Source organism: Aquimarina callyspongiae, assembly GCF_034322225.1.
Lineage (GTDB): Bacteria > Bacteroidota > Bacteroidia > Flavobacteriales > Flavobacteriaceae > Aquimarina.
In genome coordinates, this window is record NZ_JAXLPA010000002.1 from 89,738 (window position 1) to 105,255 (window position 15,518).

A 15,518-nucleotide genomic window follows, 5' to 3' on the forward strand; every position below is an offset into this window, starting at 1 on the left:
TTGATGTGATTGGTCTTAATGTGTTACAACGATTAATGTAAAATGCGATTTAATGTATTTTTACACCTTTTTATCTGCTTTTATATATTTTAATTATTCCCAGGATATAATAATAATTTATTTACGATTAATCATAATTGTCAAACTCTAATTAATTTTTATGACCTACAGGTATTTTTATGTAACTTGGATGTTCAGAAGAATGGTGCACAGTGATTTCAGCTGTTTTAGCATCTATTTTTGATTCTAATGAAACATCTTTACCAGAATTATAGTTTTTCTGGATGTAGGAAAAATTCATAGAATTAATGGTTAAAATAAATCTATTTCCTCTTTTTAACTCAAGAGCCGTTATATAGGGTGTGTCAAATTTGCAAAAGAAAACTTCACCTGGTACTGCTAATTTTGGTCGGTTCAATCCCTCTCGATATCTTAATCGAAGCATATCAGATCCTATATATTTAGTTTCTCCAAGTTCATTGACAACATACAATGACACTTGTATATCTGTGTCAGGAACATTCAAGGATAAATACAATCCCACTTCAAACCTTCCTACTATTCGTGTGTTGGTATCCAGTTTATTTGAGACATAAATTATTCTTCCTTTTTCTTCAATAGGTATGGGAGCTGTATAATAGTCGAAGCCTGAATACCCTTCTATCTCTTCTGTGTCTAAAGGATCATATACAATGATATCTGCATCTAATACAGAAGATTTTTTTTGGGAAAGATATCCGGGATCGATTAACAATTTTGAATTAGAATCTGGACTGGATAGATAATAGGTGATGGTATCTTTGGAGATGTTACCAATTTCATTTAGATACTTCCATTTATTTTTATTCATCAAATAATAACTTACACGATCCTTTAAGAACTCTGGTTTTTTTCCGTTTTTTAGTGTCCAATTGAACCATTCTAAATGAAGTTGTTTCATATCCAGCTTTGAATCATTTCCAAAAGTAAGGCCTCCTAATTCTGTTACAGGTTTACGTGTACCAACATGAGACCATGGCCCTAAAATTAAATAGTGGTTGGTTTTTCCTGTAGGATTACCATATTTCATATGATCTTCGTAATAGGTCATCGCCCCCGGTTGGTCAGCATCAAAATACCCTGTAATGGTAAGAATAGGGAGATCAAAAGATTTATAGTCTTCGGGTGTAGGATAAAAACTTTGCCAATATTCATCAAAGTCTGGATGAGAAATCCAGGTTTGAAAAACGGAATTACGTTTGTTAAGTGCCAAAAGATCCCAATCCTTATATGGAATAAACATTTTGTGTTTTTTAGTCGCTTTATTATTCCAAAAGGTTCCATTATTAAACAAATTGTTATTTCTGCTTTTGCCTCCTGTAAAATTTAACCATTGTAAAGCATAGTTACCGAATATTCCATCAAACTTTGGAAAATCAATTCCTGGACCAACTGCCGCGGTGGGAACAATTGTTTTAAGTGCCGTTGGCTTATTCTTTAAAGTCATCCATTGAACCATCCCTCTGTATGAACCACCCATCATACCGATATTTCCATTGCACCAATCTTGCTGACTTATCCACTGGATAGCGTCATAGCCATCTATTCCGTCTTTTTCAAATGGTCTGTACTCACCTTCCGAGTTTCCTCTACCTCGCAGATCGAGTGTAATAAAGATATACCCCTCCTTTGCAAAATACATTCCTCTCTCAACTGCCTCATCATTAACATAGGGTGTATATATGAGTATTACTGGATAAGATTTTTCATTACTATTGGGGGAATATATGTTTGCTGATAGTTTGATACCATCTCTCATAGGAATATTTTCGTAGAGTTTTATATCAATATTCTGTGTGTAAACTAATGTCCAATTAATAAATGCCAGAATAATAATAATGAAAGTTTGTCTCATTCGGTATGATTTTTATATTGTAGATAACGGTTAATGTATGTGTGGTAGCAAGGCAAAATGTTATCCTGCTTTTTGATTTTTCTTGCGCATTGGTTACCAACTTTTACTTTTTTGCAAGCATTGCGCCTTACCAAAAATACAATAACCATTTGATTCATTATCTATCTGCTATGATCATTGTAGGTAGTTTTTATTTTAATTCCACCTTCAGTTTTGACTCCACTTGTCCGTTAATCAATAGTTCTATTTGGAATTCATTTTCTATTCTCATATAGACAAAATTGGTTCGTCCATATTCGCAAATTCTTTTGACTATTTTACCTATTACTATCAACAAAGCTATTTGAATCGTCTTTTGGTATTTGTAGAAATTTGGAAATATTGCTCTCACATCCCATTCCGTTGATTCTATTTTTTCAACGTAAGGTTTGTATTTAATGTTCTCAATTTTCCTTGAGTCAGATTCGAATGTCACTGATACTCTAAAGTCATTTGATTCGTTTCGTGAATCAATCCTTATTTTTTCTATTCGTTCAGATACTTTGAGAAACAAAATTCCACCTCCAAAAGTATTCATTACAACAAACTTCCCTTTATCAAAGAATTGAGTAAAATCTTCTTTTAAAAGTTCTTTCTGATCTGATTCAAGATTAGAAGTAATTAATTGAAATTCCCTATCAAGATCATAATCAAAGTTTGCCTCAGTAGTAAATTCAATTTTTTTTATTTCTTCTAATAATTTTTCCATCTTAATTACCTACAATGTATAACAAATCATAGCTTGCCTTTGGAAAGCTATGATTTGTTATACATTGTTAGTAGCTTTTTTTTCTTGTTTTTATTTCTACTTTGCAGTCAATCTCTTTTTCATTTAAACCATCTGCGATTTCTTGAAATTCTGGGAAATGGCTATTCCAATATTTCTTTTCAGTGTAAATTATTTTTTGATCATCGTTTATCATTTTTAGAAGCTCTTTGGTTGAGCATTTAATAACTGATTTTAATTTTAAAATATTTTCTTTTTGGAAAGGAACTTCTAAATAAAAATATTCCTCCAAATCTTGAACTTCAAGTTCAAAAAAATGAATCCAATCTACTCCTGGAGCAGAACCCATCATTTCAAATCTATCATAGAGTTTTGAAACCATTAATGCTCCAGCTCCTACCCATCCAGTTCTTTTAACCTTTGATAGGTGTTTTTCTGATTTCGGACACCAATCTATAGAATAACATAATTTATGTTCTCGTATGGATTCTCTTAATCCACAAAGAAGATGAGGGTTTCTTTTTGTTTTAAAATCTAATTCAAAATACTCATTAGTTTTTAACAAAACTTGGTCTAATATGTAATCAGAAATTTTCTGTTTGGGATTTGACTTAGTTTCATTAATCCAATGAATCAACCATTTTATTTCAGATAATTCATATTCGTTAGAAGATGTTTTTAATTTCGATTTTAAAAAAGAGAGAACATCTGTGTTGTAATGAATTTTAAAGATGGTATCTATAGTCAAGTCCATTATAAAAACCAATCTTTTAGATTCTTGATCTTCTGAACTATAACTTCCAGAAAAATCTTTAAATATTTCACTATTATATTTTGAATCGACCCAATTAAGTATAGACATTCCTATTTTGTTTGATAACACAGAGCCGTCGTGTTTTTTTAAACTTATCAAATCATTTAGTGACTCTATACCTACTGACCAAGAGGTGCTATTAACTGAAAATAGATTTAATAGTTGAGAAATCAATTCTTCTAAAGTGTTGATTTCAATACCTCCTTTTAGTTTCTTAAAATCCTCAATCCTTTTTATATTCATTTTTCGCAAATTGCTACTAACGTTTAATATATGTGTCGTAGCGGAGCAAAATGTTACCCTGCTTTTCGATTTTTCTGTACATTGGTTGTTAACTTTTCTTTATTGCGAGTGCTACGCCTTACCAAAATGACAACAACCATTTGATTCATCACAAATCAGCTATGATTACATACAGGTTGTTGTAACACGTTTTATTTCGATTTGATATCGTCTTCCGTGTTAAAGTTCCCGTCAGATCCTGCAGATATTAGGGAAAATTCATCTCCCTTTACCGCAACTATATATTTATAGGGTTGATTCCAGGCATCAGTTTTCCAATCTTGTCTTAGAGGATTCTTTCCAATTAGTTCATTAAGATCTACAGGATAATATCCATACTTTTCATTCCAGCCCTCAATCTTTTCGGATATTTTAGAAATTTCTTTTTCAGTTCTTTTGGGGTATGTTACTAATTTTTGATAAGTCAAAAAAACAACTCCTGCTATTATTCCAATTATTATAATACTAACCATTACAATAACTGATGGTTGTAAAAGGTGTTTTTGAAAAGTTCTTTTAATTCCATCCTTCTCTTCCTTTTTTCTTACCCGTTTTCTATGTTTATAGTCAGCGCTGATAAATCCAATATCAACTAATAATTCTAAAATAAGTTCTATCATTCTTTGATATGCAAAAACGTTTTATGTATGGCTTGTTGCGGAATTTTCCAAAGGAAACATTCTGAAGAGTCGCTAGGCAACAAAATTGCAATGAATTCCGTTAAAGAATTCAGCCGCAATGAGCTATACTTGCTATTGTGTTTAGTTTACTATAGATTTTTTTTAATTTTTTTTCTGATAATCCATAATTACTTGATGAAATACTGATTTGATTATTATCATCTTGTAATTCAAAATATGTGAACCATCCATTTTTCAATTCCGAAATATTTAATTTGTTAAGATTTAAAACGGTTCTCAAGTTCTTTTGAAATATTCTTAATTGATTTATAATTAATGCATTATTTTCTGTGTCAATATGAATACTAATCAAATGTTTTCTAACTATAAATATTACTGTCCTAATGATAAAAACAATTTCGAAGATTACTATTGTTTCAATAATCTCATTTAGTTCCGGTTTAGACCAAGTTACGAGATTAATCCACAAATTCCATAAGATAGCACCAATGAAATAGGCTAAAAATTGCCATAGCAAGCTTTCATATTTAAAGGTTCTTTTATTTTTGAATATTTTGTTCATATTACATACAACGGTTTGTGTATGGTGCATATTCCGAAGGGTATGCACTATTTAACTTGTCGGTAGCCGTTTCTATTTTAATTTTCATCAAACTTTAATTTTTGATTCTTCATTGCCGTTTTCCAACCGTATGGAAAAATCCCGTGATCATTTTCAGTTATGTTTTCCATTATTTTACGAACCCTATTGCGTATTCCTATTGGTAGTTGATAATACATTTCGTCTACTTGAGTGTTTCTTTCAAAGTCCAGCGTTCCGTTTTGGTGTCTAATGGCTCTCTTTTTTCCGTTGTGATAAACTATGATTTTTAGTCTTCCATCATTTGCTCCGTTCATTCCAAATGTTCCATATACTATTATCGGGTCAACTAAGCCATCTCCATTGTAGTCATTCAATTCAAAGTATTTAGTCCAAAATGAAATCGAATATTCTTCAGATACTTCATTGCCTTTTTTTAATATAAAGTCTTTTAAATTCCACTCAAGATTATATAACCCACTTTTATAGGAGTAGCAGAATGCTTTTATCGAATCAGAACATTTTTCTTTTTCATTACATTCAAATTCATTTTCAGTCATTACGATAAAGTGTTCCCCTGATTTATCCTTGTATTGATAAATTCTGTAAATGGAATATTCGATTTGTAGTTTAGTTTTCAGGCTATCTGTAAAAATCGAGTCAATCTCATGTTGATTCAACTGTCTGCTTGACACCTTAGAATTTTGACCAAATCCTATACCTGACCAAAAAAGAGTCATGAATATTGCTAATGTTATTTTCATCTTGTTCTTAATGGCTACTATCGTTTAATATATGTGTCATAACAGGGCAAAATGTTACTCTGTTTTTCGGTTTTTTTGCGCATTGGTTGCTAACTTTTCTTTTCTGCAAGTATTGCGTTTACCAAAAATACAAGAACCAAACGATTAATCACTCGGTTGCTATGACCAAGCAATTAGCTATACGTGTTGTTGTACACAGTTTTCCTACTATTTACACTACTTGTATAACCATTTATGAAACCATTTCGTAAGCATTGGCATAACGGGATAGTTCATTAAATTAGAAATAACGATTACTTCAAAAAACAAAGCCAACTCAAACGGTAATTTTTCGAAACCTGGAATAATCCAATGCAATAATTTTCCAACAACAATTATTAAGGGATAAACAGCTGCAATACCCATTATTACTTTTTTGTAAAATGGTGGTTGTATTGTTAGTGTATCTTTGTTAAAAAAGAATTCTAAACCTTGATGTAAGCTTATCTTAGGTTTAGATAAAGTATACTGCTCAACTTCTTTTAAATATTTATTTAGCGTGTCTGAATTTAACCAATTATGCAGGGTTTTATTTGAATCAAATTGAAATAAGGTAATATACTCGTTTTCAATACCATCTAACTTTTTTGTAGATACACTAATAAAACCATCAAATTTTTTTAGGTCTGAAATTATTCTTTTTTGCCAATTTTCGAATTCGGTGAGATGATTAGTTTGTACTTTATCTGTTACTACAATAGAAACTATAGTGTCGTGTGCCATCGTGTATGAAGTTTTCCTAAATTAAGAATATTAATATCCAATACCCATTTCCATAACTATTCGATAAGCGTTTAATGGTAACCATTCATCAAACTTTGCCCAATCTTTATACTTCTGCATATGTTTTTTTACATGTTTGCCCAAAGTTTCCATAGTAGCACCTTCTTTAAAGGAAGTATATACTGCAGCAATTAAATCTTTAAGAAACGTTTGTTGTTCCATTACAGATTCGTGTCCTAATATAGTACCGCCTCCAAAATCGTGACTAGTTAATAAAATGTCAAACTCAAGTTTGTTGATTTCTTCAAGAGAATTAATCCAAGCCGTAGGTTGAAAGTCAGGTAGATACAAAAAACCAACACGTTTGGCAACTACTAGATCGGAAACAAAAACCGCTTTAAGAGATGGAATTCTTGTTACAGTCATTCCGTGTCCATGATTCGCTCCAAAATACAATAGCTCAAAGGTTTGATTACCTATCGATATAATCGATTTTTTTCCACCCCAAGTTAATGTTGGTTTGGTTACATTTTGGTTTGGCATAAGATGGTTTGTAGCGTCAATATGTGCAACAATTTGTGCGCCATTTTTAGCAAAAATTGCTGCTCCTGATATGTGGTCCCAATGGTTATGACTATAGATAACGTATTTTATAGGCTTGTCTGTACGCAAACGAATTTCCTTGAACATAGCTTCAGAGAATGCTTTATTTGTTGGGTCAAAAATCACAACGCCTTCATCTGCAATCCAAAATCCACTTGAATATTCACCTTTAAGATCTACTGCACTATAAAGGCCTTTTCCAGCATCTCTAATTGTTAACTCTAACTCTCCATGTTGAGCAGAAACTGTCGTTGAAAAAAATAGTAATATTAGGAATAGTAAGTAGGACGTTTTTACTAATTTGAAATTCTTAGTTGCCATAATTATTTGATTTAAATATTCAAATTTATAGCCTTACTGATTCTTAAAAGTTAATGTACATTAACTTTTCTATAAGTTAAGATTTGTTTTGCAGATATTCAGTTTTCATCTTACTAAAAAATTGAGGAGTAACACCTAAGAATGATGCTATGTACTTTTGTGGAACCCTGTTATCAATACCTGGAAATTTCAATAATAATTGTTCGTAGTTATAAATCGTTGGTTTAGATACGCTATTGAGCATTCTTAATTTAAGCGATTTGAAAGCATTTCTTACTAATTGAACTTCGGTAAAAGCATACTTTTCGTTGCTTTCATAGAAACTTTCCAAAACCTCATTTTTTATGCGAAATAACTTAGTATGTTCCACACTTTGTATAGAAACACCTTTTAGATTGTATTTTTCTCCTCCACCAGCCCAATATTTTTCAGGGATAAAATTCAATACTATTTTGTTGCCATTATAATCATAGGTATAGTTAATCAACATGCCTTCTATAACCAGATATGTATATTTAGATAGGTTAGCATCACTATGAAGTATTTGATTTTTGTCTACTTCTATATATTCATAATGTTTTAGTATTGTATCTATTTCTTCTCGACTAAAGGCCTTGTACTTTTGGTAATAGTTAAAAAGAAATTCCTTTTTTGAGTTCATTATTTAAGTTTTAAGAAATTGTGTGCAACGTGTTCGCGTATGAGTAGTAGCGAAAAAAAAGACACTACTTTTTGGAAAGTAAATTACAAAATAAAAAAGAATAGCGATTTGAATTATTACTCAAATCGCTATTACTTATACACGTTGTTAGACACTGGTATTTTAATTAAACCAGTTAGCTCCAGGATCGCCAGGGAAAAATGCATCTGGTAAAGCAAAAATTAAGGCTCCAGTTATCAAGTCAGGATAGAGTAGTGCCAATTCATCCACAACGTCTTGTACAGAGGTAGCGAAACCTCCAGAGGTTAATTCTTTAGTTCCCTTAATTAGTCCTTGTGCATCTGATAGGTAAGCTATATTTTCATCAATAACAGTAGAAATATCTGTTCGCATACCTACATGACCTACAAAAATATGATTGTAATTTCCAAAATCAGTCTTTAATTGATTTAGGCCTGTTATCCAGTTATCTAACTCGTCAACACTATCTAATGGTGTGTATTCACGAATATAATTATGTCTTCCGTTATATACTAAATCGCCTGGAAATAATGAACCAACGCTTGGAATAAAAACATATCCGTTTTCAGCAGTTTCCGCATTTGGTATGTTTGCAAATCTAAATTCAAGATCTCCAATCGTTTGAGAATCATTAACTACATTAATAGCTGTAGAGTATAAATCTGTAAAGCCTGTATTTACTGCTAAATCTGCAGCTGCTTCTAAGTGTGCATATACTGGTATATCTGTAAAACTACCAATGTTTCCATAATGATCTGGATGGTCATGAGTAATAATAACTGATAAAGTCTTACCTAAAGCATTCGCATATGAACGTATTTCTGGACCTTCAATTCCTTGTATACCTACATCTATTAAAGTTGCAGTAGTTTCAGTTTCAACAATAGTTGATGTGTAACCACCTGCATTAAAATTTAGCACATGATAACGTACAGTATTTTCTGTAATAACTTCGACAGTTCCGGTTGATAATAATGATGCATCTGGCGCAGTACCAAAATTTACAACTAAGGGTGTAGAATTATCGTCACCATTATTACATGCAATTACAAATAATGTTATTAAGCTTAAAGACATTATTATTTTGAGTGATTTTATAAATTTTGAATTCATTTTTTTATTTTTTAAAATTAATAGTGTAATAGAAAATTATGTGTTTATCCTCCATGAAAAATAGCCATAGCCATTCTATGCACATGAGTAGGCAGTGAATCATAGTTTTTTAAATCTTTATGTTGATTTAACTCTACAGTTTTGGGTAATATATTCACGGCTTCCATGATTTCTGCAAATCCTTTTTGTGAAGCTTCAATTATTACTGGTGCGACAGCATCATAAAGATCATTGTAAAATTGAGAAGCTTTGATTAAATATTTAGGATCCAAAGGATTGGCTTCTGACCCATCTGTATGACCATTTACAACGAACTTTGGTTTTAATAAAGTCAAATTGTTAAGTATTAATCTTACTCCTAGTGGGTTTGAATCTTCAATCCATCTGCCATCTGTGATTGCACCATTAACAAACATATCAACACAATAAACTATACCTTCTATAGGTAGATGTACAACTGTGCTTGCAACGCCGTCTCCTGCACCATAATGATGAAGATCAACTCTTTTATTACCCATCATAATGGTAGCGTCAGTGTCAAACCAATTGTGTACTTTTTCTGGAACAGTACCAGTAACATCCAATTTAAAAATTGAACGCGCATTACTTTGGGCATAAATTTGAGCTTCTGGAAAAACTCCGGTTCCACCAGCATGATCGTAATGCTCATGACTTAATACAATATGTGTTACTGGTAGTTCAGTTAGCTTTGCGATTTCTTTTTGAATCAATCCAGCTCTATAATCATTAGCAGGGTCTACTAAAAGCACACCTTTATCTCCAATCACGGTCAATGAATTGTAACCAAATATGGAAATGGAATAAACATTATCTGTTATTTTCTGAACATTTGCTTCTTGGCTATATCCAAAAATGAATGTTGTTAATAGAGTTACGAATAGTAATCCTTTGATTTTTGAAATTTTCATTTTTTGAAATTTAATTGTTGTAGTAAAATTTTTCTTTGATGATTTGCCCATCTTTCCACTCTTGAACAGACACTTGATGGTATGTTCTTTCTCCCAAATCCTTATGGGTATAATCAAAGAACCATTCGACGATTGTTGTTTGTTCTCCAATAGTAACTTTTAGTGGTTTTGCTCCCCTGAATTCAAGAATTGCAGATGCAAATTCCTTTTCTCTAATTCTATTAACATCTTTTCCTATTGTGGGAGGATTATCATTTTCTTGCATCACGACATCTAAGTGATAATACTTTTCAAAGGCTTCCAATGCCTTTCCTTGAAGAATCATGTCATTCAGGTTGCTGATTTTTTCTAATAATATTGCCATAAACTTTTTATTTTTTGTTCATGACAAAGTTCAGGCAGATAGAAAGCCTGTACGACAAACTAGTTTATAAAAAGAAGTTAAACTAGATTAATATTTTATTGTTCTGAAATGAGTTGACTTTTAATTTTACTTAAAAACTCTTTTGTAATACCGAGGTAAGAAGCAATCATATATTGAGGTACTCGCTGTTCTATTTGCGGATAAAGTTGTTTAAATTTTAAGTATTGTTCTCTGGCAGACATGCTAAAATTTCTTATTATCCGTTTCTGAGAAGCGACGTAAGCTTTTTGACTTACAACTCTAACAAAGCGTTCCATTTTTGGAACTTTATCAAACATTATTTGCAGACTTTCGTATGAGAATTGTACAACTTCTGTGTTCTCTAAACACTGTACATTATAATCGGCTGGTGTTTGCGTTATAAAGCTACCAAAATCTGAAGCCCACCAATTTTCAATGGCAAAGGTGACAATATGTTCTTGCCCTTCTTTATCAATATGAAATGTTTTTGCGCAGCCATTTACTACAAAACTTTCATTTCTACAGATATCTCCTTGCTGTACGATGAATTGACCTTTTAAATATTTTCTTTGTTTTGTATACTCTGTTATAATATCTACTTCATCTTGTGTTAAGTCAATACTATTACTAATATATTTAATAAGTGGGCTTTTCTCCATATTTTGTGATATTTGTGTCTAATGGTCTCGGCTATGAGTAGTTGCGTGGTTTAGCATTAAACTTAGCAAGTACACATCAAACTGAAAATCCGCGAGGATTTTCAAAAGTAGGCAAGAACAAGCAATTACATATAGCCATTGTTACCACGCGTTTTTATTTTATTTTTTTAATTTCTTCTATTAGTTTTCCATTTTCATAAACGGCTAATTTCTCAACTTTTCCTTTTTTTTGGATAAACTTTATTTGAATGTTATTCTGATTCAAATAGAATGTATTTTGGCTTTCTGAAAGCATTTCTGCACTCCAAACAGCTTTTTCATCAACCAAATCAGTCATTTTAAGAGTTTCCTTATCTATTTTTATATTGACGATTCTATCGGTAGCTTGATAATCGCCTTCGTATAATTTCAAAATTTTATCATCAAGCTGAATTTTTCCATATGGGATGTGATTATAACTAATTGTTCTTGCAAGTTTCCATTCATTATTGTCAAATCTCCATATACTTGTGAATTTAGCTTTTGATATAGGTTTACTTGTATTGTCATCTATTACAAGATGAAAAATATGTTCTCCATTTTCAATAGCTCCATAATTTGCAATAGGATATACTTCAAGACTTTCTTTTATAAGCACTCTTTTAATTTGCTGTCTTTTTCTTTGTTCTCCACAAAACAAGCTCATTGACTTAATTTCACTTGTTTTAGAAACAGTTAATCCTTGCTTATCGTGATAAAATTCATAGTCAAAGGCTAAAAAAGATTCATACTTTTCAAGGTCGCATTCATTCAAGGCTTTAAAAAAGGTACTATCAAGTTTCAAAATTGTATCATAAAGCTCTCCTTTATTTTGAGCAAAACTTTCTAAGCAAGTTATGAGGACAAATATTATTATTAGTCTTAATCGTTTCATTTTTCAAATGTGTGGTAACGTTTAATATATGTGTCGTAGCAGGGTAAAATGTTACCTAGCTTTTCGACTTTTCTGCGCATTGATTGCTAACTTTTTCCCTTGAGCAAACCTTGTGCCTTGGTAAAATACAAGAACCATTCAATTAAAACTCTAACTGCTTGCTATGATCACATATATCTTGTTGGGTACAGTTTTTTATTTCTATTGGGATAATATTTTTAAAGGGTTCTTTGTCAGCTTTAAATTCCAATCTGTCAAATGCAATAGCAGATTTTCCTTTTTCAATTTCAGAATTAACAACTGATTCTAATTTACCTATTCCTTCCGCACTGATTCCGTAATAATCAATAATAATAGATTCATTTTTTTCAAATAAGGCTTTTATAATTAGCGCCCTTCTATCAATAAAATCTATTATTTCATATCTATCGTTTAATTCAATTCCAATTTCTTCCGCAATTTCTTTCGCAGTCTGTTTATCAATTTTCATTTTTTTGATGAGATATTTACCCACGGTTAAGGGAGAAAATAGCAATGAAATTGAACTTTGTTGAAAATATTTAGCCCAAGGAAATTCATTTTTTTGATTCTGAAATCGCTTTATCAGTTCGATTGTTAGATCAAAGCCTAAAGGAGAATTTTCAAAGTTAAAATTAGGAACGTAAATTCTAATTAGTTCTCCTTCGTTTAGGTCAAATTCAGGTACAATAATTCCTTTAATTTCTAATTCTTTGTGATGAAAAATGGTTTTTGTCATAATTGTACCTAACGCTAAATATATGAATTGAAGCAAGGCAAGAAAGCCTGAACCAATCAATTTATCTGCTCATTTTTATTTCTTGTTAATTTATAAAAATCTAGTGCCTTGCAAAAAGGAAATGATCTCCTGATTCAGCACTTAATTGCTCTGATTTTATATATAATGTTGTGGTGCATTTTTTAACATATTCCATTCACTTTCAATTCCGCAACAGTTTTTCGAGTTCCGTGAAATTCTTTTCCGTACGTTATGTTAATATCATATTCAATCTGATACTCATTCAATACTTCATCTATTTTATCCCTTTTGCTTTTTGCTATTTCAGCTTTTTTTAGGTATCTGTTTAGAATCCTATATGCAATTCCAAATGGTAAAAGTCCAATTGCCATAATTGTGATATGAACTTCTTGAATAAATAAACCGGGTTTATAAATAATATGCCTATCATCTAAAACATATTTTCCTAATAGGTAACCATAAATAATAAATGCAAGTCCGATTGTAATAAAAATTCCAAAATAGAGGTATATTAAGTTTTTTCTTTTCCTGATCTTATCGTATTCAATATTTGCTGTTTTTAATTTATTTTCAAACTTTTCAGTAAGTACGATTTTAGAACAGGTTTTATGAAATTCAGGTTTTCTTCCAGTCAAACCACAAGTCGTTCCCTCGTTCAAATTTGTTTTTTGATTATCACACAAATCACAATGTCTTACTAGATCCATTTAGTTTTTAATTCTGCTATCTTTAATTTTAGGTTTTTGGTCTTTTTCAAATGATGCATCACAACGTGTTCGTGTATGATTAGTTGCGTACAAGTACACGATTATTTTTCTGTATTTACAATATAGTGAAAAGTAGGGAAGAACCATCGTCTTAGCCAACTATATCAATTAAATATACACGTTGTTGGTATGCGTTTTTAATTTTTTTGTTACATCACTCTCTCCACCATAGACATACTATTTAATATACAATGAGCAATAATTAAAGGCCATAAATTACATCCAAATTTCACGTATGCTATTCCCATAATTAAACCAATTAATCCAACTGTTATTGACCTTTCTGACAGGTCATTTGAGTGTCTAAACCCAAAAATGACTGCCTGTAACACTAAAGCAATCACTGTTGCATAAGAGGTCATTGAAAAGAATTTTTCAATCCAGTTCATTAAGAACCCTCTATCTAATAATTCCTCCAACATAGATTCAACCCAAATGAAGAAAATAATAAGAAAAAAATGAGACCAATTCCCTTTTAGGTCCCCAAACTTAAAAACTGCACTTTCTGATGAAGTATTTTCTTCAATGGAAATAGGTAAATTATCTTTTATAAGTTCAAAGACAATTATTGAGGCCATTACTGCTGTGAAAATAATAACAGAAACACCGAATGTTTTCCACAAGTTGTCGGGTTTTTTAGTCCCAAACCTTTCCAAGAGACGCCTCTTATTTTCATTCTCCAGCTTGCTACTACTAAAGTTGTAAATGACCAAAAAAGTCCATTAGCTATAAAACCTATTTTTGGTATATAAATTTCTCTTACCAAAAACATTAAGGATATATAAATAATTAAATCGAGTAGAAACCCTTTATAATTGGCCGGTTTTTAAATTGAAGAAGGGTTATTTAAATTCAAATCAACTGTTTCTGTTTTAATAAGAAAGTTTTTATTCGGTTTATTAATTACGGTTTTTTAAATTGACTTAAAAAAGATTGTAATTCTTTCCAATAATCTTGATTGCCTTCAGAACAATTCCAAAGCGATTTTGAACCATGTAATCCTCCTGTTTCTGGTGCATAAATTTTTTTGTTTGAGGTCTGAATTAAATCATAAATTGTTTTAGCGTCTTCATATTCCGAGCTTGAAGCCGCAATAAAAGTTGGAAGTTTTACGCTTTTTGCATATTCATTTATTTGTATCTCTTTATATTCCAATGCCGGTGGTGAAAATGCTATTATACCATCTATTTCGGTTTGATATTCTTTACCAAGTACCAAGACAAGTGATGCAGAATAAGAGCTCCCCCAAACCAACAGTGTTTTTGGGTTAAAATTATCTTTAACATATTGTAAACCAGCTTCCATATCTGGATACGCATGATAATATCGTGTACCTTTATCCAGTTTACTCGCTTCAATACGAGTCTGGTTATCAATACCATTAATTGTATTACCAGACCTTTGGTCTATAGCAATACAATTAAACCCTAACGTATTTAATTCTGAAGCAATTGGATGATATTCTCCACGGCTATAACTACCTTGATGGTATAAAATAATCCAAGGTGTCGACGTATTATTTACCTTGTAAACATCGGCAGTTATTTGTACCTTATCTTTTGACGCGAACTGAACAGTTTCGCCATGAAATTCGACTATACATTCTGGTGTGTTGATGTGGCTATATATTTTAAGTCCTATAAAAACAAGGATTATACTACCAATGACTATTAAACTGATTTTAAATATTTTTTTCATATTTATTTTCCGAGTAATCGGAAATCTTTTTAGTTAAACTTACTCTCTTCTTTTTATTTAGGTTTAATTCAAAAACCCCATATCACCTTTATGCAATAGTGATTAGCTAAGTGGTTTTGAACTCTAAATTTATATTAATTATATAACAAAAAACATCAAAAGAGACC

The 15,518-nt window shown here is 31.2% G+C and carries 18 protein-coding genes; all 18 read right to left on the reverse strand.

All coding sequences use genetic code 11. From position 1 onward, the window contains the following. Positions 1 to 151: 151 nt before the first annotated feature. The gene (locus U0D62_RS07420) at positions 152 to 1,894 is read right to left on the reverse strand and encodes a CocE/NonD family hydrolase (protein WP_322195058.1); all 1,743 of its coding nucleotides are present in this window, start codon (positions 1,892 to 1,894) and stop codon (positions 152 to 154) included. 190 nt (positions 1,895 to 2,084) lie between these two features. Continuing rightward, positions 2,085 to 2,642 carry a hypothetical protein gene (locus U0D62_RS07425; RefSeq protein ID WP_322195059.1) on the reverse strand — a complete coding sequence of 186 codons (558 nt, stop codon included), beginning with the start codon at positions 2,640 to 2,642 and terminating at the stop codon, positions 2,085 to 2,087. A gap of 67 nt (positions 2,643 to 2,709) precedes the next feature. Then, complete coding sequence (locus tag U0D62_RS07430; protein WP_322195061.1) at positions 2,710 to 3,717, reverse strand: hypothetical protein; 1,008 nt, start codon at positions 3,715 to 3,717, stop codon at positions 2,710 to 2,712. 191 nt (positions 3,718 to 3,908) lie between these two features. Continuing rightward, complete coding sequence (locus tag U0D62_RS07435) at positions 3,909 to 4,376, reverse strand: type II secretion system protein GspG (RefSeq protein WP_322195063.1); 468 nt, start codon at positions 4,374 to 4,376, stop codon at positions 3,909 to 3,911. Positions 4,377 to 4,485: 109 nt separating this feature from the next. Then, positions 4,486 to 4,959, reverse strand: a complete 474-nt coding sequence (locus U0D62_RS07440; protein WP_322195065.1) for a hypothetical protein — start codon at positions 4,957 to 4,959, stop codon at positions 4,486 to 4,488. Positions 4,960 to 5,036: 77 nt separating this feature from the next. After that, positions 5,037 to 5,741 carry a M949_RS01915 family surface polysaccharide biosynthesis protein gene (locus U0D62_RS07445; RefSeq protein ID WP_416135537.1) on the reverse strand — a complete coding sequence of 235 codons (705 nt, stop codon included), beginning with the start codon at positions 5,739 to 5,741 and terminating at the stop codon, positions 5,037 to 5,039. A gap of 216 nt (positions 5,742 to 5,957) precedes the next feature. Next, a complete protein-coding gene (locus tag U0D62_RS07450) occupies positions 5,958 to 6,503 on the reverse strand; it encodes a putative antibiotic biosynthesis monooxygenase (protein ID WP_322195069.1) in 546 nt (181 codons plus the stop codon). Between the two features lie 30 nt (positions 6,504 to 6,533). After that, entirely contained in the window at positions 6,534 to 7,427 is an 894-nt protein-coding gene (locus tag U0D62_RS07455) for an MBL fold metallo-hydrolase (protein WP_322195071.1), read from the reverse strand. 76 nt (positions 7,428 to 7,503) lie between these two features. Continuing rightward, positions 7,504 to 8,088: a Crp/Fnr family transcriptional regulator gene (locus U0D62_RS07460; RefSeq protein WP_322195073.1), complete on the reverse strand. Its 585-nt coding sequence runs from the start codon at positions 8,086 to 8,088 to the stop codon at positions 7,504 to 7,506. A gap of 162 nt (positions 8,089 to 8,250) precedes the next feature. Next, positions 8,251 to 9,222, reverse strand: a complete 972-nt coding sequence (locus U0D62_RS07465; protein WP_322195075.1) for an MBL fold metallo-hydrolase — start codon at positions 9,220 to 9,222, stop codon at positions 8,251 to 8,253. 44 nt (positions 9,223 to 9,266) lie between these two features. Further along, entirely contained in the window at positions 9,267 to 10,151 is an 885-nt protein-coding gene (locus tag U0D62_RS07470) for an MBL fold metallo-hydrolase (RefSeq protein WP_322195076.1), read from the reverse strand. A 10-nt stretch (positions 10,152 to 10,161) separates the two neighbouring features. Continuing rightward, positions 10,162 to 10,515, reverse strand: a complete 354-nt coding sequence (locus tag U0D62_RS07475) for a SnoaL-like domain-containing protein (RefSeq protein WP_322195078.1) — start codon at positions 10,513 to 10,515, stop codon at positions 10,162 to 10,164. Between the two features lie 95 nt (positions 10,516 to 10,610). Further along, the gene (locus U0D62_RS07480) at positions 10,611 to 11,195 is read right to left on the reverse strand and encodes a Crp/Fnr family transcriptional regulator (RefSeq protein WP_322195079.1); all 585 of its coding nucleotides are present in this window, start codon (positions 11,193 to 11,195) and stop codon (positions 10,611 to 10,613) included. Positions 11,196 to 11,349: 154 nt separating this feature from the next. Beyond that, positions 11,350 to 12,108 carry a nuclear transport factor 2 family protein gene (locus tag U0D62_RS07485; protein WP_322195081.1) on the reverse strand — a complete coding sequence of 253 codons (759 nt, stop codon included), beginning with the start codon at positions 12,106 to 12,108 and terminating at the stop codon, positions 11,350 to 11,352. 142 nt (positions 12,109 to 12,250) lie between these two features. Continuing rightward, positions 12,251 to 12,925 carry a hypothetical protein gene (locus tag U0D62_RS07490; protein WP_322195084.1) on the reverse strand — a complete coding sequence of 225 codons (675 nt, stop codon included), beginning with the start codon at positions 12,923 to 12,925 and terminating at the stop codon, positions 12,251 to 12,253. A 122-nt stretch (positions 12,926 to 13,047) separates the two neighbouring features. Then, positions 13,048 to 13,593, reverse strand: coding sequence for a hypothetical protein (locus U0D62_RS07495; RefSeq protein ID WP_322195086.1), 546 nt, complete (start codon positions 13,591 to 13,593; stop codon positions 13,048 to 13,050). Positions 13,594 to 13,802: 209 nt separating this feature from the next. Next, complete coding sequence (locus U0D62_RS07500) at positions 13,803 to 14,276, reverse strand: CPBP family intramembrane glutamic endopeptidase (RefSeq protein WP_322195088.1); 474 nt, start codon at positions 14,274 to 14,276, stop codon at positions 13,803 to 13,805. 280 nt (positions 14,277 to 14,556) lie between these two features. Then, positions 14,557 to 15,351: an alpha/beta hydrolase gene (locus U0D62_RS07505; RefSeq protein WP_322195090.1), complete on the reverse strand. Its 795-nt coding sequence runs from the start codon at positions 15,349 to 15,351 to the stop codon at positions 14,557 to 14,559. Positions 15,352 to 15,518 lie beyond the last annotated feature (167 nt).